Here is an 18,705-nt window from a genome sequence, read left to right on the forward strand (position 1 = left end):
TCCCATGGCCACGCTTGTCCTCGGCGCTGTCGGTTCCGCCATCGGCGGGGCGTTCGGTGGCGCGATCCTCGGTTTTTCCGGAGCCGCCATCGGCGGTTTCATCGGCTCGACCATCGGTTCGGTCGTCGATAGCTGGATCGTGTCCTCGCTGGCGCCCGCGCAGAAGATCGAGGGCCAGCGCCTCGACAGCTTGCGGATCACCTCGGCCACGGAAGGCGCGATCATCCCGCGCCTTTACGGCCGCATGCGCATTGGCGGCAACATCATCTGGGCCACGGATTTCCGCGAGGAGACCAAGACCACGACACAGGGCGGCGGCAAGGGCGGCGGCGGTGGCCGGGTCCAGACGACGGAATACCTCTACTACGCCTCCTTCGCGGTCGCCTTGTGCGAAGGCCCGATCACCGGCATCGGCCGCATCTGGGCGGACGGCAAGCCGCTCGACATGACCGGGATCACCTGGCGCTGGTATCCCGGCGACGAAGCGCAAGCTGCGGACCCCTTCATCGCGGCCAAAATGGGGGTGACCAATACCCCAGCCTATCGCGGGACAGCCTATGTGGTCTTCGAGGAACTGGCGCTCTCGAACTACGGCAATCGACTGCCGCAGCTTTCGTTCGAGGTCTTCCGGCCGCTCGCGGATCCCGACACGGCCGAGGGGCTGGTCAAAGCCGTGACCATGATCCCGGCCTCGGGCGAGTTCACCTATGCTACCGAAGCGGTCCGCAAGACAGTCGGGGCCACGACCACCATCTTTGGCCAGACGACAGGCGGCACCACCTCGGCCGAGAACCTGAACGCGCTGCCCGATGAGGCCGATATCGTCGTGGCCCTCGACCGTTTGCAGGCCATGGCCCCGGCCGTCGAGAGTGTCAGCCTCGTCGTCGCCTGGTTCGGCAATGACCTGCGCGCGGGCAATTGCTCGATCAAACCGGGCGTCGAGGTGGCGACGAAGGTCACCAGCCCAAAGGTGTGGACGGTCAACGGCGTGGCACGGGCCGCCGCCCATCTCGTCAGCCGCGATGCCGAGGATCGGCCCGTCTATGGCGGCACACCTGCGGATTTCGCGGTGGTGCAGGCGATCCGCGAGATGAAGGCGCGCGGCCTGCGCGTCACCTTCTATCCCTTCCTGCTGATGGACGTGCCACCCGGCAACACGCTGCCGAACCCCTACAGCGCGAATGCCGCGACGCCGGGCCAGCCGAGTTTCCCGTGGCGGGGCCGGATCACCTGTTCCCCGGCGTCGGGCTATGCCGGAACTGCGGACAAGACAGCAGCCGCCGCAACACAGGTCTCCAGCTTCTTCGGTACAGCCACCCTGGCGCAGTTCGCAGTATCGGGCGACAACGTGAACTGGACCGGCCCCGCGGGTGACTGGGGCCTGAGGCGCATGATCCTGCATTACGCCCATCTCTGCACGGTGGCGGGAGGTGTCGATGCCTTCCTGATCGGGACCGAGATGCGGGGACTGTCGACGATCCGGTCCAGCGGCAGCGCCTATCCGGCCGTGACGGCGTTCAAGGCGCTGGCGGCGGATGTAAAGTCAGTCCTCGGCGCGGGCACCAAGGTCGGCTATGCTTCCGACTGGTCCGAGTATTTCGGCCACCAGCCCGGCGATGGAACAGGGGACGTGTTCTTCCACCTCGACCCGCTCTGGTCGGACGCGAACATCGACTTCATCGGCATCGACAACTACATGCCGCTCTCCGACTGGCGCGACGGGTTCGACCATGCCGACGCCCTCGAGGGCTGGCCCGGCATCCATGACCGGGCCTACCTGCAGGCCAACATTGCCGGGGGCGAGGGCTTCGACTGGTTCTATGCCAGTGCGGCCGACAGGTCGGCGCAACTGCGCACGCCCATCACCGACGGCGCTGCAGGCAAGTCCTGGGTCTTCCGCTACAAGGATCTCCGCGCCTGGTGGTCGAACCCGCATTTCAACCGACCGGGCGGGATCGAGAGCGGCACGCCGACGGCATGGGTGCCGCAGTCAAAGCCCGTCTGGTTCACCGAGCTTGGATGCCCCGCCATCGACCGAGGCACGAACCAGCCGAACGTGTTCTTCGACCCGAAGTCCTCCGAGAGCTTCACGCCTTACTTCTCGCGCGGCTGGCGCGACGACGCCATCCAGCGTGCCTACCTCGAGGCCAGTTACCTCTGGTGGGGCACCTCAGCGAACAATCCGGTTTCGGCCATCTACGGCGACCGGATGGTGCATGTGCCGGAATGCGCCGCCTGGACCTGGGATGCGCGGCCCTATCCCTTCTTCCCCGAACTGACGGGCATCTGGACGGACGGCCCCAACTGGCGGCTCGGTCACTGGCTGACAGGTCGGCTGGGCGCGGTGTCGCTCGCCGCGCTCGTGCGCCACCTCTGCATGCGCGCCGGTCTTGCGGAAAGCCTGATCGACGTTTCCGGCCTCTGGGGCGCGGTCGAGGGCTATGTCATCGGCGCGCTGGAAAGCCCGCGCGCGTCGATTTCTACTTTGGCCCGCCACTTCGGCTTCGATGCCATCGAGACCGAGGGCGTGATCCGCTTCGTCATGCGCGGCCGGGCATCCAGCCTGACCCTATCGGTCGACGATCTGGCCTCCAGCCGCGAGGGTGAGGTGCTGGAACTGACGCGGGGCCAGGAAACCGAGCTGCCGCAGGCGCTGAAATGGCAACTAGCCCGGGCCGACGAGGACTACGACGCCGCGCTGGTCGAGGCGCGACGCATCACCGTCGATACGGCGCGGATCACATCGGAGAGTTTCCCGATGGCCGTTCCGCCGGAAGAGGCGGAACGCCGCTGCCGCCGCGCTCTGCTCGAAGCCTGGACTGGGCGCGAGAGCGCAATCTTCCGCCTTCCGCCCTCGCGGCTGGCGCTCGATCCCGCCGACGTGATCCGGCTCGCCCATGACGGGCGGGAGATCGAGTTCCGTCTCGTCTCCGTCGCGGATGCCGAGGCACGCGGAGTGGAAGCGATCCGCCAGGACCGCGCGACCTATGATCTGCCGCCCGGCGATCCGCGTGCGGCCTCGCTGACGCGCCCGGTCGTGTTCGGAGCGCCCGACGCGATAGTGATGGACCTGCCGCAACTGACCGAGGATCAGCCGGCGCATCGTCCCTTCGTCGCAGCCCATGCCGTTCCATGGCCCGGCGAGATGGCGGTGTTCCGCAGCGGCTCGTCCGATGGCTTCGAGCTGCTGACCACCTTCGGCGGTCGGGCGCGGATCGGCGTCCTGGTTTCGGATTTCTGGTCGGGGCCGACCTCACGCTTCGATCTCGGCAACGTGCTGGTGGTCGATCTGCTTTCGGGCACGCTGGAGAGCGTCACGGATCTGGCGCTGTTCAGCGGCGCCAATGCACTCGCCATCGAGAGCGCACCAGGCATCTGGGAAATCGTGCAGGCGGGTGCGGCCGAGTTGCTGGCGCCCGGTCGGTATCGTCTGACCCGGCTCTTGCGCGGGCAGCGCGGAACCGAGGGTGCGATGGGCAATCCGGCGCCCGCTGGTGCGCGGGTGGTCGTGCTGGACGAGAGCCTTGCCTCGCTGCCGGTCGCCGAGGCCGATCTCGGGCTTCCCTGGAACTGGCGCATCGGCCCGGCAAGCCGTCCGGTCAGCGACGAGACCTATGTTGCCACGAGCTTCACGCCCGAGGGCGTGGGGCGCCGGCCGTTCTCGGTCGCCCATGTCGAGCAGCCATGGCGAAAGCCACGCACACCGGGTGATCTCACGATCCGCTGGACCCGCCGTTCGCGATCCCTCTCGGCGGACAACTGGGGCACCGGCGAGGTGCCGCTCTCCGAGGAGGTCGAAGCCTATGAGGTCGAGATCCTCGACGGCCCGGCCGTCAAGCGAACCTTGGCCGCCGCCAGCACCAGCGTAGTCTACGCCGCCACCCAGCAGTCCGCCGACTGGGGCGCACCGCTCGGACCCGGCCAGACGCTGGCAATCCGCATCTTCCAGCTCTCCGCCCTGATCGGGCGGGGCGCAGCGAAAACCGTGACCCTCAGCTTCTGAAGGCTTTCCCCATGTCCGACACGACGACCCATCTCCTGCTGCCCTACATCCTGACGGCGCAGGCCCAGAAGCATGTCACCCACAATGAGGCCCTGCGGCTGCTCGACGGGCTCGTCCAGCTCTCCGTTCTCGACCGGAACCTGAACAGCCCGCCAGGCAGCCCCGCCGATGGCGACCGCTACATCGTCGGCTCCGGCGCCACCGGCGACTGGGCGGGCTGGGATCTGAGCGTGGCGCTCTGGACGGACGGCGCCTGGCTGCGCCTGCCGCCCCGGACCGGCTGGCGGGTGTGGGTCGAGGACGAGGACCTGTTGCTGGTCTACAACGGGTCTGGCTGGGCCGGGACAACCCCGGCATCGCTGCAGAACCTCGCGCTCCTTGGGCTGGGGACGACGGCGGATGTGTCGAACCCATTCTCGGCCAAGCTGAATGCGGCGCTCTGGACGGCGAAGACCGTGGCCGAGGGTGGGACCGGCGATCTCTTCTACACGATGAACAAGGAGGCTGCGGGCGACGATCTCGGGCTGACGCTGCAGACCGGCTTCGTGACCAAGGCGCTGGTCGGCCTCTTCGGTTCAGACAAGTTCCGCCTCGCGGTTTCGGCTGATGGCAGCAGCTTCTTCGACGGGCTGATCGTCGACAACGCCACCGGCATCGTCGATCAGCCCCGGCTGCCGCGCTTCAAGGGCTATACCAACTACGACAACTATGTCGCCGTCGACAGTTGGACGAAGATCGGCATCAATAACACCGACTATAACGATCAGGATGCCTTCGATGCCGGCAACAACCGCTTCGTCGCCCCGGTCGATGGCACCTACCTCTTCGGCGCCACGCTGCTCTACAAGGTCAATTCCAGCACCAATGCCCGGATGCGCGGGCGACTGGTGCTGAACGGATCGACCGAAATCCGGGGATCGCGGGGCGAGATTTCCGGGGCCCATGCCTCCGAGGCGACGGCGCTCTGGCTGCAGACCATGGTGCTGCTCGCACAGGGCGACACCGTCGAGCTGCAGGGCACCTTCCGCGCGGCGGATGGGTATTTCGCCGCCGATCACTCCTCGTTCTGGGGCGCAAAGATCGGCTGAGGGAGGCATGCTATTACACTTCAATGACCCAAGGATGACTTCGTCCGCATGCCAGAGCACGGGATCGTCCGAATGTCGGTATGTCTCCGTCCAGTTCCATTATGTGGACACACATGCCGAGGGGATCAGCGAGAAAACCGAGCAAAGGGCGTTGTTGCAGTCGAATCAAAGAACTGGGCCTCGTGGTCATTCCAGACCACCGTGTGTTGCGATTGCTGACAGCCGCAACTCGTTTGCGCTGACTCCACATACAGCGCGCGGGCGCGCCGCTCCTTCAACCGGCACCCAGTATCCGGCTAGTGGCGGCGCGCCCGTCAAACATCGCAGATAGCCACCTATGGGATACCTGCGTGGTCGGCGATATGTCCGCCGACCGTGGTGGGCTCCGAGCGGGTTCGCCGCCATCCCCACCGCCGCACTTGATCCGGCCCACCGTCCGGCGTCTCCTGCGGTCCCCGCGCTTATCGGGTCCGGGTCCCCATCATCTGCTGCCAGCCCGTCAATCGGGGCTATTGGTTTCCACCGGTGTGATCTCAGTAATTGTCTTAAACTCGCCGAAGAATTCTGGATGGTTCTGCGCGAGATACCGCACCACACGAGCGTTCCCGAGGAGCCTGCCGACATATCCTTTGATCACGGTCAAATGCAGGTGATCCTGACCGTATGTGTCCTGGATCGAAGCGATGCCCTCCTGCAGCCGGGCCAGTTCCTGTTCCATCCGCGCCATGGCTTCTGGTGTGATGCCCTTGACCTTCTTCGGCTTCGACGACTCGAGCAATTGCGATTGCGGTGTTCCCGCCAGGATCGCATTTACATAGGCTACGGAATAGTTGTTCGCGTTCACGAGCAGTTCTGCGGTCTCAATCTGGCGCATGGTCTTCATCTTGCGCAGCGCCTCGAAGACGGCAGCCGTGCAGGGTTTATCCTTCAGGATCGCCACCGCCTCCTCGCAGACCCCGTCCAGAAGATGAACTTTTCGCCGAATGCTACTGAGATTGAGAGCGAGCGCGGCCGCGATCTTCTCTTCCGGGACGCCGCGCTCGATTGCCTTGCGGATCATCTTGTGTTCCTGGACCGGGGCGAGGCGGCTGACTTGCCTGTTGTAGGTGAACGCCTCATCGTCGGTGGAAACCAGACATTCCACCTCCTGAACGCCTTGGTCCTTCAATACCTCGATCCGCATATGCCCGTCGAGCAGCAGCCATGTGGCGGATCGATCCGGGTTTCGCGCCACGACCGGTGGCTCGACGAGACCTATCTCGACAATGGAAGCAAGGATCTGTCGATACTTCCGACTTGATTTGGCGGATTTGCCCAGCGTGCGCAGAGGGAGGATCGCCTCGATGGCAATGGTGACGCAGTCGTCCTCGAAGCCGCGATCAACGTCATGCGGGTGCTGGCTCGAATCGCGGATCAAGTCGGCCTCCCATCCGTGACAGCCTTGGCGAGGTCGCCCGGCATCGTCTCGAGTCCTTCGGCTCGCAGAAGCGTCATGAAATGCTCGTCCGTGCGGAGTTTCCGAAACGCCTCGCGCACGAACATCAGTCGGCCCTGCGTCAGTTCGGCCTTCTTGATCAGCAGCTTCTGACGGGTCGCTTCCTGCTGATAGGCCCGCACCAGCCCTTCGCTGGTCAGCGCCCGCTTCGCCCCATCGCGGCGGCCAAAGGGATTGTGGCGTAGCTGCGGCCCGCGCTGTTCACGCTGCTGGATCAGCCGACGGACGAGTGTCAGCTTCCGGCCCCGCAGCTTGTTCTGCGTGTAGGCGTCCATCAGCGCCTTCTGCGCGCCCTTCGCGTCCGTCTTGGATATCTGGATAGCGAGGTTCAGCGGAAGAACCCCGGTCTCCACGGCCGAGACCAGGCGTTCTTAGCCCTTCTCCAACAGGCCGGCGATCATGTTTACGTATTCCGTGGACACGCCAATCTTCTCGCCGATCTGGCGGTCGTTGTAGCCGCGCTGGCGGAGCGCGCCGATCTCGCGCATCAGATCGATGGGGTTGTGCTGCCGCCGCGCGCAGTTCTCGACGAGGCTCATCACAAGGCAATCGCTTTCGTCGGCCTCGATCACAATGGCCGGGATGCGGTCCTGCTTCAGTTCGATGAAGGCCTCGAGGCGGCCCTGTCCACAGACGAGGTCATATTCCTGCGGATCGGTCCCGGCGCGCGGCGCCACGGTGATCGGGCGCTTCAGGCCGATGCGCGCGATGTTCTCCACCATCGCCTCGAAGGTGCGACCGTTGCGGATGCGGGGATTAAGAACCCGGATCCGTTCGGTTGGGATCAGGGTCACCTGCTTCTGGCTGATCGGCTCCATGTCGTCGGGCATCACGCCACCTCCGCGATCCTGGCCCGCGAGGCGAGCGCGTAGAAGAAATCGAGCGTGTCGAACCGGTACGCATCGAGCGCGAGCCCGTTCTGCTCGGCGAATTTCAGTTTCCCGAAGGTGATGTCGATGCTGGGCAGCACGTAGTAGTCGCGCGGCGCCGCGTTCGCCTCGTCCATGCGCACGGCGATCGTGATGTCGGGAACCAGGCCGGTGTCGAGACGGATGCGCCAGCGCAGTGATCCGGTCGCTGTGGCTGTGCAGCGAGCCAGCACGATGGACACCGTGAACTCGCCGTTGACGCGCACCAGGTCGGTGTCGGGGTCCTGCACGGCTGACCCGCCGCGCCGGGCGACGCCAGCGATGATTTCGGCCACCACTTGTGGATGGGCCTGCCGCAGCGCCCGGTTGACCTCGATGTAGCTGTAGTCCCGGTCGGGCTCATAGCCGATCAGTCGGTACGCGCGCAGCAGGCTGCCGAAGCGGCCGCGATAGGCGCTGGAGGACGGCACGTCGTCCTCCTCGTCAATGATCAGCCCCGAAAGCATCCCTTGGCGCTTCAGAATCGCGCGCAGGGCATCCAGCAGCTCCTCGTCCGAGAAATGGCGGCTGCGCGCATCGACGATTTCCCGAGCGCGCAGGAACAGAGCCTCATCGACGATGGCCGGATAAGCGCCCTCGGCGCGGATCCACATCTCGCGCGGGTTCACCACCCGGCGCTGTTTCAGCTTGAAGGAGATCTTGTTGAAGACGTTGTTGCCGATGTATTTCTCGTTGGTCAGCACCTGATGGACCGTCGCCCGCGTCCATGGCCGGTCGAGATCGGTGCGCAGTCCATCGGCGTTCAGGGCATCCACTATCTCGCGCTCGGATCGGCCGTCCTCGACGAACATGCGATACATGCGCCGGACGACATCCTGTTCGTGCTCGGGACCGAGGACGAGAATGACCCTGTCGGTCTGAAGGCTTTTCTGCTCGCCGCGCGACAGTTCACCCTTGGGATTGCCGTGCTCGTCGATCAGCACCCGGCGCAATCCGTATCCGGGCGCGCCGCCCTGGCGAAAACCGAGTTCGACGAGGCGGCACTGGCCCGCGAAAACCTTGACCGAGAGTTCGCGGCTGTATTCGCCAGCCATGACCCGCTTCACGGTTTTCAGCAGGTTCGAGCCGATGCTGCCGTCATTCTCGAACTGCTCGCCGCAGTAGTGGACGCGGATCCCGGCGCGCGAGCAGACATGCTCATGGTAGGCGCCTTCGTCGGCATCCTGAAACCGGCCCCAGCGGCTGACGTCATAGACGAGGATCGCCTTGAAGTCGGCTTGCCCGGATTCGACCTCTCCCATCAAGCTCTGTAGTGCCTCGCGGCCGTCGAGGCGTAGCCCGCTCCGACCGGAATCCTCGAAGATGCGCAGGATTTCAAGACCGCGATCCGATGCATATTTGCGGATGACGTCGAGCTGGTTCTCGGTCGAGTATTTCTGGTGATCCGTCGACATTCGGACATAAGCGACCGCGGGCACATCCACCTCGGGCGCCCCGTCGCTCCTGTCCGAATTGGTCGTCCATCGACCGCCCAAGCGCGCATCTCCTCGTCATTCCAAGCAAATTCCTCCAGTCCGCGCAAAGCTGCGGCTGAATCCCCGTGTCCATGTAACGCGAGGGAGGCCGGAATGTCGTTTCCGAAAAAGGGCAAGTTCTTTCCAAACGAAAAAAGGCATACTGGGAACGGTCAGCACGAGCCGGACAACTGGTTCGCGGCTGAGATCGCATCGACCTTGAAGCGATCACTCGGAGACAGTCGGGCGGGGGCAAAGATCGTCGCCTCCTGGACCGGCGCCAATGAGAAGACGGTGAAGAACTGGTTCGCTGGCAGATACGGCCCGAGCGGAGAGCATTTGGTCGCTCCGGCGCGACACTCCGACGAGGTGCTGGGGATGTTCCTCGCAATGGCGGGGCGGGAGGAACTGATGATGGCCGTGAAACTCGCGGCAGCGGAACAGGCGATCGAGGAGCTACTGGCGACGGTCCGTCGGCTGACAGTCAACGATGAACCCGACGACACCGAAGGATCGCCTGACGAGGCTGATTTTACCGTCCGCCGATAATGCGCAGGATTTCGCGGCGCTCCCGTGCTATCTGATATGGCACGAGACAGAGAGTTGTGTGCCTGATCAGCCCCTCCGCGGGTTTGACCCAAACAGCACCAGCGGCCATCGCGCACAGCGAAAACCGCCGTTTTTCCCCCTGCCATGTTGTTCAGCGCTCAAGCTTTCAGGCCTGCTGAAAAACAACTTCGCTTTGTGCATGGCGAACCGGGGGAACGACGGCCCGAGCGCACGGCGGATATCGTGACAATATCCGCCGCTCGGCTCTGGTCAGACCCGCGGCGCCGGCTCATCCTTGATGAACTGATTCAGCACGTTCTTGGTCATCTTCGAGACATTGTTATCGTAATCATTCCAGGACAGGCTGCCCAGCCAGGAAATGGACGATGTCGCGAACATGCCGCCACCATTTGCGGTCGAGAAGTAGGTGATGTCGGCGCGGACGAAAGGATGTTCGCCACCATTCATCCCCGGATGCGGAAATGCCTTGTCATCGGGGATGACCGTATAGACGACGCTATGCTCGACCGAGCTTGCAAGCAGTAAGGTATTCGGCGGCGTGCCCAGAGCAAGATCGTAGCGATCCAACTCATATCCACCGGCACCACCTCCGACGAGGCCGCCATCGCCGATCCGCTCTTCAGGATCGATCCCCTCCATGATCCAGGCGACGCGCTCGTCCTGGCTGTCGGGCATCTGAACGAAATAACCCGAATGATCGAAACCGAAACTGCTCATTCCGGTGCCCCAGATCTTCTGGGTCGCGCGGGCGCGTCCACGGAAACGACCGCCGCGCCGTCCATTGGTGCTGTAGTGATATTCGCCGGGCGGCGCTTCCCAAGCGGTCACGCCCAGTTCCTTGCGGACCTCCATGACCCAGGGCTTTTCCGGATGAACTTCCACAATCCAGTACATCCCGTTCGCGGCCAGATACATGCCGCGCCCGCCGTCGGCCAGATAATCCTCCCACGCATCGGCATTGGCCCAAGTCTGATATTCGGGATGCGAGCCGGTCAGCACAACCTTATAGCGGCGCAGCAATTCCGCGCCCTGATCGTTCAGATCATGTTCCGTGGCGACGTCGTACTCGAAACCGTTATGGTTCAGCCAGTCGATCAAGTGTAGATCGGCGGGAAGCTCCCAGATCGAGCCGAAACCCTGACGATGTTTCGGGCGAAGGTTCATGATCGGGCGCCGCCATGAGGTGTATTGCACGCCGCGACCGTCGATATGACCATCATAGGTTGACAGCCCGTAATAGCTCAGGTTCTTGTGCAACTCGACGTCGTTTTCGTTCAGAACCGGCGTATGGCCGGCGACGGCCTGTCCGATATCCGCCTTGTGCATGATCTGCTCATTGGCATAGGCGAGATAGCTCAGCGTGCTGGCAATGACGAGGATCGGCGCCGTGGCGGTTCCGCGCGGCGGAAGAACGAAGAACGGAATGTAATCCTCGGTGTCCTCGTAACGGATCTTCACCGCGTAGAAATCGCTTTTCAGGCCCTCTGGAACGGTGAACTCGAAATCCTTTTCCCAGCGGCAGTCGTCCAGGCAGTCCTCGTGAAACCAGAGCGCGCCATACTGCTCGGGGCAGTGGATGAAGTTCTCCTCATGCCCGTCCCAGTTCCACCCGGTCGAGCCGCGATCGGGCTGATTCATGCAGCGGCCGTGATGCCCATTCCCCGAGGCATCGACGACGTGATCGGTGGGAATCCCGTTCAGCCCGATCCCAGCAGAAAAATCCCAATGGGCAAGGCGGGAAATAGGCCTCACGATCTCGCCCCTGGACAGCTTTTCCGCATCGTCTTGGCCCAGCGCGCAGCCATAGATCTTGGGGGCATCGACCTTGCCGTTGTAATGGGCGATGCACCAGGTCCGGCCGTCCTGCGCGGCTGCCTCGCCGAGCCCGGCAATCAGCAGCGAGGTTTCGGAATCGGCAGCCTTTACAGTGGCATCGGCAGAGACGGCACAATCCGAATCGAGCGGGACGACAAGCCCGAAGCGGCTGTTTGTCCGGTTCACGACGGATTTCTGATACAGCCGAAGCTGTTTCTTTTCGGGATCATAAACACCGGTGATCGAATACCAGATCTGCTGAAACAGCGGGCGATCACTGACGACACTGGAGGTCGCACCGCTGCCGTCGCCAATCGTAAACACGACGCGGCCGTCCTCGATCGCGAGGTTCCACCCCGACTGGCGCTCGTCGTTCCATCGCGACGCAATCCCCTGACGGCCACGGCTCGGCGTTGTGGACCAGAGGAACAGATGAACGGAAAACGCACCATCGGGCTGCAACCCGGCGTCGGGATCCGCGACCTCGACATAGCTTCCGAACTGGGTGCGCTGAAAGCGGGCGGGATACTGCCCTTCCAGATCGGATTTGATCGCTTCCTCCTTGTAACCCGGACCCGCCGGATTGCTGTCGCCATGGATCAGCCGGACCAGCTCGGCATCGAATGTCCCCCTGGTTTCGTTGGCGCTGACGTAAAAGCGGATCGTTTCTCCAGTGGCGACGCTGGGGCGGTCACAATATCCGCGAATGGCAATGTCTTTCATGTCTTCCCCCTGTGTGAATTCGTGCTGAGAAATGACTATGCAAGCTCTGCGCGCACATCTTCGATGCGGCGCAGGAACACGGCGTGCATGGCCTCTTCTTCGGTCTTGAATCGCTCATCACCCAACTCCGGCAGCTCGCCGAACTCCCTGATCGTGGCGATCCGATAGGCGTCCCATTCCCTTTCGGAATAGATGTAGTATTTTCCGAAGGTCGGTTGCATGCGGAAATAGTTGTGCACTCGCTGAAGATAGGGGCTGGGGTGCTTCCTGTAGCCGAACGGGTTCGCGGCATGCTCCTCGACGATTTCGGGGTGTTCATCAATGATGTCAATGATCTCCTTTCGCCGCCGCTCGTCATAGAACGCGTACCAGTCGGCGCTCCTGTCACGATAGTTCGACGGATCCCGGACGCAGGATTCGCTGGCTTCAGTCATCTTCTCCTCCCTTTTTGTGGCATTGTGCCGAATTGAAATGTGCGACAAGGTAATCTAGGTTGATCAGGCCGGAGCTCGCGGCGAGATATGCAAGCTCGATCCGGTTTCTGGCGAAGGTTTTTTCTAGTATATTTTCGATATGCCGATCGACGGTCCGTGCAGATATTGTCAGAATGTCCGCAATCTGGGTGCGCGTCATGCCGATAGCAGAGAGTGAGCAGACCTCGGCCTGCCTGATGGTCAATCCGAAGGGTAGGGACGCGGGGACGTGGCTTACAAGCCAGCCGCCATGGCAGATCTTGAAATCGACGCGATGCACGATCTCTCCGCATAGGCACCAGCAGGTGCTGGGCAGACGCGCGCCGATGACATGCAGGCTGTCGATGTTGCCGTATTTTCTGACGGCAATGTTGGACAATTCATGTATCCTGCCGAAGATACATGCCTCATGCCTGTGGGGGCGCTGAGTGTTTCCCTTGTCGTCGATGAAGAGGGAGCAGGCATGTTCCTCCAGCCCTTCGATCAGCGATTTCGGTGTTTCCCAGTTGTCGACCAGCGCAGACAGCACGGGCGAAATGTCATCAATGATCCTCAGGAACCCGACAGATGGCTGGCCGGGATCTTCGCTGCTGGTATGCAGATTGCCGACATATCTGTTTGATCGGCTCTTCAGATAGCTGGTCGACCCCCCCTTGTAGCCAGCCGGGTTCCAGAAATTGCGCGCGGAAATGCTGCGAGAGTAATCGAAATTGGTTGTTTCCCAGCTGAAGAACGACTGGTTGGTGCGCAGGATCCACAGATAAGCCGGATCGATGGACATGTATGAATTGTCCAGGTAGGCGACGGTTTCCCGGGAATATCCGTGCGAAAATATTGAGTTGTGATTGCGGGTCAGCGGGTCATAGATCGATAGCGACATCGCGGCCAGCGGCGCCAGAGTGTTCAGTTCCTCTGCGACCAACAAAATCCTGTTGGCTCGGGACAGGTCTTCAGACATGATTGACATGATATTCGAGACAGACCGGCGCTGTGCGGATGTCGCGTAATGCGAATTATCAATCTGCATGCTTTACCTGCGCTGTTGTTACTTAGAACTCCAGACATGTCATCTTGCTTACACGTTACGAGGGCGGCAGATTCGAGTCATGAGTATATCTACCCATGGCTCGAAAAAAGTTCCCCGATTGCATGCCGGGGCGCTGTCAGGGAAACCTGTCTGGCCGGACTGCGGCGAGCCCCCTACCCACCCTGTCATAACCCAGCCCTCGCCCTTCCGGTACTTTAAGACCTCGCCCGAGGTCATCCGCCTGGCGGTCATGCTCTATGTGCGCTTCCCGCTCTCGCTTCGGAACGTCGAAGACCTGCTGCGCGAGCGTGGCATCGACATCTGCCATGAAACAGTCCGGCAGTGGTGAATGCGCTTCGGCCCAATGTTCGCCGCCGAGATCCGGCGCCGCCGCGCCTCGCGCTTGCGGACGGGCCCTGAATGGCGCTGGCATCTCGATGAGATGTTCGTGAAGATCAACGGCGAGCAGCACATCCTCTGGCGAGCCGTCGACCATGAGGGCGAGGTGCTGGAGGGACTGGTCACGAAGACCCGAAACCGCAAGGCCGCCCTGAACTTCCTCAGGAAACTGATGAAGCGCTGCGGTCCCCCCGAGGAGATCGTCACCGATCTACTGCGATCCTACGCTGCGGGAACTCGGCGCCGCCCAGAAGCAGGTCACCGGGAGGTAAACACTGCGTATCGCTATGGCCGTCCTTGAACCGTTCAATGTGCTGCGAGCAACATATGGGTTCGATTCCGTATAATTCTGATGCTGGCCGATCTCCATGACCACGAGGATCCCGCGATGCGATAAGGTGTATCGAGACGCGGCGGCGGCCCTACGGATGAAGGGGCTGCTGTTCGGCCCCGATGGTGCGGTCTTCTCGCCGACGCGCAGGCCCGGTCGCTGGCAATGACTTCGGCCGCTGTCCGCGGCTTGTAGCTGGTCTCGGGCCCGGCGAAGGGGCGGGTCAACTCGGCCTTCAGCCTGTCGAACGCCTCCTGCTCTGCCCGCTCCTTGTCCCGCCGGATCAGGTCACGCACGTATTCGCTGATGTTCTCGTAGGAGCCGTTCTCGCTGACATTGGCCGCGACGAAGTCGCTGAACGCACCGCTGAGGCAGACGGTCATGGTCGTGGAGCGGGACTTCGCAGACTCCTCATGTGCGGCGCGTATTCAATATAACCAAAGAAACACTACACATCAAGGATGCCGCTGGCCTTGGCCAGCGGCGCAGATGTGTCGGCGCGAGTGCGTGCGGCGCGCTTCGTGGCGCTTGAGGACGGGCGGATCGTCGCGGATCAGCGGAAGGATCGTTGATCAGCCGAATCTTTGGTCCGCTAGGCTATTGAAAACAAACGAGTATAAGTGGAGAAGGTTGTCTTTCAGACCCCCATCCTCCGCCACTTGCCCCCGAGAAAGCGTTCTCCCGATCCGGCTGCGGCCGGATTTTTGCGTTGTTTTCGCGGGTTATGCAGGAGGGGCTGTTAACCGGCCCTGCTGCCGGGTGGGTCCGAAGTGGTTTCTCCGGGCCGATATTCTCCGGACCTGTTGACTGCGCAGTTTTGGTGAAAAGCTTTCAAGCATCTGTTCTATAAGCCATTTTGTCCGGTGTCCGCGCGGACTCCGATCCCAGTTCCATTCGAGCGAAATGCCACTGGCGTCGAACTCCCTGATTTAGCGATCGCATTTCCGCGGGTCGTTGACCTCATCGCTGCGTTGTGACCATTCTGACCACAAATCAGGGAGGGGCCCATGAAGGCCGTGTCTGCCCGTGAGGCCAAGTATCACTTCGGCCAGTTGATCGACGAGGCGCGGGCCGAGCCCGTGGTGGTCGAGAAGCATGGGCGCCCGGTGGTCGTCGTCCTTGCGGTCGAAGAGTACCAGCGGCTGACCGGCACGACCGTGGAGCCCTTCGGCAAGAAACGAGAGGACGAGCGGTAGCGCATGCCGATACTGAACTGGCTGACACGGGACGAGGACATCCGCACGGCGCAGAACGTGCCCTATCGCCTGCTGGAGGAAGTCCCGGAGCTGTCGGCGGGCGACGGTGGCGCGGGCAACATGCTGATCCAGGGCGACAATCTGGAAGCGCTGAAGGCCCTGCTGCCCTTCTATGCCGGTCGGGTGAAATGCATCTATATCGACCCGCCCTACAATACGCGCTCCGCCTTTGAACACTACGACGACAACCTCGAGCACACGCAATGGCTGGCCATGATGTGGCCCCGGCTGGAACTGCTCCGCGATCTTCTGGCCGAGGATGGCTCGATCTGGGTGTCCATCGACGACAACGAGGGGCACTACCTCAAGGTCATCATGGACGAGGTGTTCGGGAGGCGGAACTTCGTCACGTCCTGCACTTGGCAGCAACGAACAACCCGGGAAAACCGCAAAGTGTTCTCGGAGGATTGCGAACGAGTTGTGATCTACTGTCGAGAGCCCGCAAAGTTCGGGGCAGTGCGGAATGATCTTGAACTCTCCGACACGGTAAGGGGCCGCTACAAGAATCCTGACGATGATCCTCGAGGCCCATGGCAGTCAGTATCGGTAAACGCACAGGGAGGACATGGAACTCCGAGTCAGTTCTATGATTTCACGGCGCCAAATGGAAAGGTTCACACCCTCCCAGCCGGGCGCTGCTGGCTTTACACTTGGCCTGTGATGCAGGAAAAAATCGCAGACAATCGGATTTGGTTTGGTGCAACGGGAAATAATGCACCGCGAGAAAAGAAGTTCTTGTCCGAGGCCAAAGCCGGTCTGACCCCGAATACCCTTTGGCTGGCAGCTGACGTAGGCACGAACGACGAGGCGAAGAAAGAGACCGTGAAGCTTTTCGGCTCGACGGTTTTTGATACCCCGAAGCCCGAACGATTGATCCAGCGCATCGTGCACATTGCCACAAACCCGGGAGATTTGGTGCTCGACTCCTTTCTCGGCTCAGGCACGACAGCCGCCGTGGCGCACAAAATGGGACGCCGCTACATCGGCATCGAAATGGGCGAGCACGCCCGCACCCATTGCGCGCCGCGTCTGCAGAAGGTCATCGAGGGCGAACCGGGCGGGATTTCGGAGGCGGTGGGCTGGCAAGGCGGCGGAGGGTTCCGCTTCTATCGGCTCGGCCCCCCCGTCTTCGACGAGGAAGGCCACATCCGGCAGGACATCCGCTTCCCGGTGCTGGCGGCGCATGTCTGGTTCTCGGAGACCGACCGGCCGTGGGATGGAGATGGCGACAGCCCGCTGCTCGGCATCTACGACGGCCGCGCCCACGCGCTGCTCTACAACGGCATCCTTGGCGACAAGAGACCGGGCGGCGGCAACGTGCTGACCCGCGCCACGCTCGCCCTGATCCGCGAGGATATCGCCCGGCTGGCGCCGGACTTCGACGGCCCGCTGACCGTCTATGGCGAACAATCCCGGCTGACGCCCGCGACGCTCGACCGCGAGCGCATCACCTTCAAGCAGACGCCCTACGACGTCAAAGCGCGGGCCTGAGGGGGCATCTGATGAAACTGAAGCAATACCAGACCGATACTCTCTCCGTTCTCCGCCGCTTCTTCGAGGAGGCGCGCGTGGCGGGCCCGAAGGGCGCGTACGAGGCGATCACCAGGGAGCCGGACCAGGCCAAGCGGCTCGGCCGGTACGGCGGCAGCTACACGCCGCTCGCGGAGTTGCCGGCCGTTCCCTATGTCTGCCTGCGCCTGCCCACCGGGGGCGGCAAGACGATCCTCGGTGCCCACTCCATCGGCATCGCGCGTGACGCCTGGGTGGAGAAGGACTATCCGATGGTCCTGTGGCTAGTGCCGTCGAACACGATCCGGCTTCAGACGGCCGAGGCGCTGAAGAACGCCCGCCACCCCTATCGGCAGGCGCTGGACGAGGCCTTCGACGGCCGGGTGCGCGTGTTCGACATCGCGGACTTCACGCATATCCGCCCGCACGACATCCGCGACCATTGCTGCATCGTCGTCGGCACGATCCAGACCCTGCGCGTGTCGAACACCGAGGGCCGGAAGGTCTATTCCCACAACGAGAACATGGAGCCGCACTTCACGGCGCTCCCGAAGAGCCTGCCGGGGCTGGAAACGCTGGAAGGCGGCGGCGTGAAGTTCTCCTTCGCCAATCTGATGCATGTTCATCGGCCGCTGATGATCGTGGACGAGGCGCACAATGCGGTCACCGGCCTGACGCGCGAAATGCAGGCACGGGTCAATCCGTCGGCGATCATCGAGTTCACGGCGACGCCGCGGCTCAACTCGAACATCCTGCACAGCGTGACGGCGCAGGAACTGAAGCTCGAGGAGATGATCAAGCTGCCGATCATGCTGTCCGAGCACGACACCTGGCAGAACGCCGTGAACGGGGCGATCGCGTCACGGGCGTCGCTGGCCGAGGAAGCCGAGAAGGACACCGACTACATTCGACCCATCGTCCTGTTCCAGGCGCAGCCCAAGAACCAGGAGGTAACGGTCGAGGTGCTGAAGAAGCACCTGATGGAGGTCGAGCAGATCCCCGAACACAAGATCGCCGTGGCCACCGGCGATCAGCGCGAACTGGATGGCATCAACCTGTTCGATCCGAAATGCCCGATCGAATACGTCATCACCGTCGAGGCGCTGAAGGAGGGCTGGGATTGTTCCTTCGCCTATGCGTTTTGCTCGGTCTCGCGGATCCAGAGCGCGGTGGACGTCGAGCAGTTGCTGGGGCGAGTCCTGCGGATGCCTTATGCCAAGCGCCGCAAGGCCGAGGATTTGAACCGCGCCTATGCGTTCCTGTCGGAGCCGTCGTTCGGCGAGGCGGCGCGGTCGCTGGCCGACAAGCTGGTGGCCATGGGTTTCGAGGAGGATGAGGCGCTCGACAACATCGAACCGGCGCAGACGTCTCTCGATGCCGATACCGGCCTGTTCGGCCCGCGCGACAAGCCGAAGCCGATGTTCAAGCACACGGTGACGGCGACACCCGAGGTGGTTGCAGAACTGAAGAAGCGCGAAGGCGTGAGCGTTCGCGAAACCGATGATGGGAAGGTCGAGATTGCCGTGACGGGGCGTGTTGACGGCGGCCTCGAAAGGGCGATCGTCGAGGCCCTCCCCGAGACCGAACGAACGGGGTTCTCGGCGGCCGTCACCAAGTATCGCGTCGAAGTGAA

The 18,705-nt window shown here is 62.6% G+C and carries 13 protein-coding genes and 2 pseudogenes; 7 read left to right on the top strand and 8 right to left on the bottom strand.

Annotated elements, in window-relative coordinates; genetic code table 11:
* Positions 1 to 4 precede the first annotated feature (4 nt).
* Together IE126_RS19590 and IE126_RS19595 are read left to right on the top strand one after the other, a co-directional pair.
* Positions 5 to 4,003: a baseplate multidomain protein megatron gene (locus IE126_RS19590; protein WP_062563505.1), complete on the top strand. Its 3,999-nt coding sequence runs from the start codon at positions 5 to 7 to the stop codon at positions 4,001 to 4,003.
* 11 nt (positions 4,004 to 4,014) lie between these two features.
* The gene (locus tag IE126_RS19595) at positions 4,015 to 5,091 is read left to right on the top strand and encodes a DUF2793 domain-containing protein (RefSeq protein ID WP_062563506.1); all 1,077 of its coding nucleotides are present in this window, start codon (positions 4,015 to 4,017) and stop codon (positions 5,089 to 5,091) included.
* Positions 5,092 to 5,590: 499 nt separating this feature from the next.
* On the opposite strand, the gene IE126_RS19600 is transcribed toward IE126_RS19595, so the two are convergent.
* From IE126_RS19600 to IE126_RS19610, 4 genes are read right to left on the bottom strand one after another with little or no spacing between them, the layout of a single operon-like run.
* A complete protein-coding gene (locus IE126_RS19600) occupies positions 5,591 to 6,508 on the bottom strand; it encodes a plasmid partitioning protein RepB C-terminal domain-containing protein (RefSeq protein WP_062563507.1) in 918 nt (305 codons plus the stop codon).
* Positions 6,505 to 6,951, bottom strand: a complete 447-nt coding sequence (locus tag IE126_RS26560; RefSeq protein ID WP_263567934.1) for a plasmid partitioning protein RepB C-terminal domain-containing protein — start codon at positions 6,949 to 6,951, stop codon at positions 6,505 to 6,507. Before IE126_RS26560 ends, IE126_RS19600 begins: the two co-directional genes overlap by 4 nt.
* 6 nt (positions 6,952 to 6,957) lie before the next feature.
* Positions 6,958 to 7,416 carry a ParB N-terminal domain-containing protein gene (locus IE126_RS26565; RefSeq protein ID WP_229825686.1) on the bottom strand — a complete coding sequence of 153 codons (459 nt, stop codon included), beginning with the start codon at positions 7,414 to 7,416 and terminating at the stop codon, positions 6,958 to 6,960.
* Positions 7,416 to 8,990: a recombinase family protein gene (locus IE126_RS19610; protein ID WP_100526008.1), complete on the bottom strand. Its 1,575-nt coding sequence runs from the start codon at positions 8,988 to 8,990 to the stop codon at positions 7,416 to 7,418. Before IE126_RS19610 ends, IE126_RS26565 begins: the two co-directional genes overlap by 1 nt.
* Positions 8,991 to 9,083: 93 nt before the next feature.
* Here IE126_RS19610 and IE126_RS19615 point away from each other — a divergent pair, with 93 nt between their 5' ends.
* Positions 9,084 to 9,518: a hypothetical protein gene (locus IE126_RS19615; protein WP_062563508.1), complete on the top strand. Its 435-nt coding sequence runs from the start codon at positions 9,084 to 9,086 to the stop codon at positions 9,516 to 9,518.
* A 270-nt stretch (positions 9,519 to 9,788) separates the two neighbouring features.
* On the opposite strand, the gene IE126_RS19620 is transcribed toward IE126_RS19615, so the two are convergent.
* The 3 genes from IE126_RS19620 to IE126_RS19630 are packed head-to-tail and all read right to left on the bottom strand — an operon-like array spanning position 9,789 to position 13,508.
* Entirely contained in the window at positions 9,789 to 12,077 is a 2,289-nt protein-coding gene (locus IE126_RS19620; RefSeq protein WP_062563509.1) for a N,N-dimethylformamidase beta subunit family domain-containing protein, read from the bottom strand.
* A gap of 35 nt (positions 12,078 to 12,112) precedes the next feature.
* Positions 12,113 to 12,511 carry a N,N-dimethylformamidase subunit alpha gene (dmfA1, locus tag IE126_RS19625; RefSeq protein ID WP_062563510.1) on the bottom strand — a complete coding sequence of 133 codons (399 nt, stop codon included), beginning with the start codon at positions 12,509 to 12,511 and terminating at the stop codon, positions 12,113 to 12,115.
* The gene (locus IE126_RS19630; RefSeq protein ID WP_172413068.1) at positions 12,504 to 13,508 is read right to left on the bottom strand and encodes a helix-turn-helix transcriptional regulator; all 1,005 of its coding nucleotides are present in this window, start codon (positions 13,506 to 13,508) and stop codon (positions 12,504 to 12,506) included. The genes dmfA1 and IE126_RS19630 overlap by 8 nt, the downstream gene beginning before the upstream one ends.
* A gap of 256 nt (positions 13,509 to 13,764) precedes the next feature.
* On the opposite strand from IE126_RS19630, the pseudogene IE126_RS19635 reads away from it, so the two are divergent.
* Positions 13,765 to 14,241 (top strand): annotated as a pseudogene (locus IE126_RS19635) (IS6 family transposase); the annotation flags it as partial.
* A gap of 218 nt (positions 14,242 to 14,459) precedes the next feature.
* Here IE126_RS19635 and IE126_RS19640 read toward each other — a convergent pair.
* Positions 14,460 to 14,690: pseudogene (locus IE126_RS19640) on the bottom strand (ribbon-helix-helix domain-containing protein); the annotation flags it as partial.
* A gap of 624 nt (positions 14,691 to 15,314) precedes the next feature.
* Between IE126_RS19640 and IE126_RS19645 the strand changes: the two are divergent.
* From IE126_RS19645 to IE126_RS26020, 3 genes are all read left to right on the top strand, one after another.
* A complete protein-coding gene (locus tag IE126_RS19645) occupies positions 15,315 to 15,503 on the top strand; it encodes a type II toxin-antitoxin system Phd/YefM family antitoxin (RefSeq protein ID WP_189381931.1) in 189 nt (62 codons plus the stop codon).
* A 3-nt stretch (positions 15,504 to 15,506) separates the two neighbouring features.
* Complete coding sequence (locus IE126_RS19650) at positions 15,507 to 17,054, top strand: site-specific DNA-methyltransferase (RefSeq protein WP_189381932.1); 1,548 nt, start codon at positions 15,507 to 15,509, stop codon at positions 17,052 to 17,054.
* 11 nt (positions 17,055 to 17,065) lie between these two features.
* Positions 17,066 to 18,705: DEAD/DEAH box helicase (locus tag IE126_RS26020; protein ID WP_229825687.1), on the top strand; the 1,640-nt coding region annotated here is incomplete at its 3' end.

Origin of the sequence: Gemmobacter nanjingensis (assembly GCF_014652195.1) — a bacterium.
In the GTDB taxonomy this organism is placed as follows: Bacteria; Pseudomonadota; Alphaproteobacteria; order Rhodobacterales; family Rhodobacteraceae; genus Gemmobacter; species Gemmobacter caeni.

Coding starts and splice junctions, on each gene's coding strand:
- IE126_RS19620 (WP_062563509.1), bottom strand. CDS start 12,077: ATGAAAGACATTGCCATTCGCGGATATTGTGACCGCCCCAGCGTCGCC.
- dmfA1 (WP_062563510.1), bottom strand. CDS start 12,511: ATGACTGAAGCCAGCGAATCCTGCGTCCGGGATCCGTCGAACTATCGT.
- IE126_RS19650 (WP_189381932.1), top strand. CDS start 15,507: ATGCCGATACTGAACTGGCTGACACGGGACGAGGACATCCGCACGGCG.
- IE126_RS19645 (WP_189381931.1), top strand. CDS start 15,315: ATGAAGGCCGTGTCTGCCCGTGAGGCCAAGTATCACTTCGGCCAGTTG.
- IE126_RS19595 (WP_062563506.1), top strand. CDS start 4,015: ATGTCCGACACGACGACCCATCTCCTGCTGCCCTACATCCTGACGGCG.
- IE126_RS19590 (WP_062563505.1), top strand. CDS start 5: ATGGCCACGCTTGTCCTCGGCGCTGTCGGTTCCGCCATCGGCGGGGCG.
- IE126_RS19615 (WP_062563508.1), top strand. CDS start 9,084: ATGTCGTTTCCGAAAAAGGGCAAGTTCTTTCCAAACGAAAAAAGGCAT.
- IE126_RS26565 (WP_229825686.1), bottom strand. CDS start 7,416: ATGCCCGACGACATGGAGCCGATCAGCCAGAAGCAGGTGACCCTGATC.
- IE126_RS19630 (WP_172413068.1), bottom strand. CDS start 13,508: ATGTCTGAAGACCTGTCCCGAGCCAACAGGATTTTGTTGGTCGCAGAG.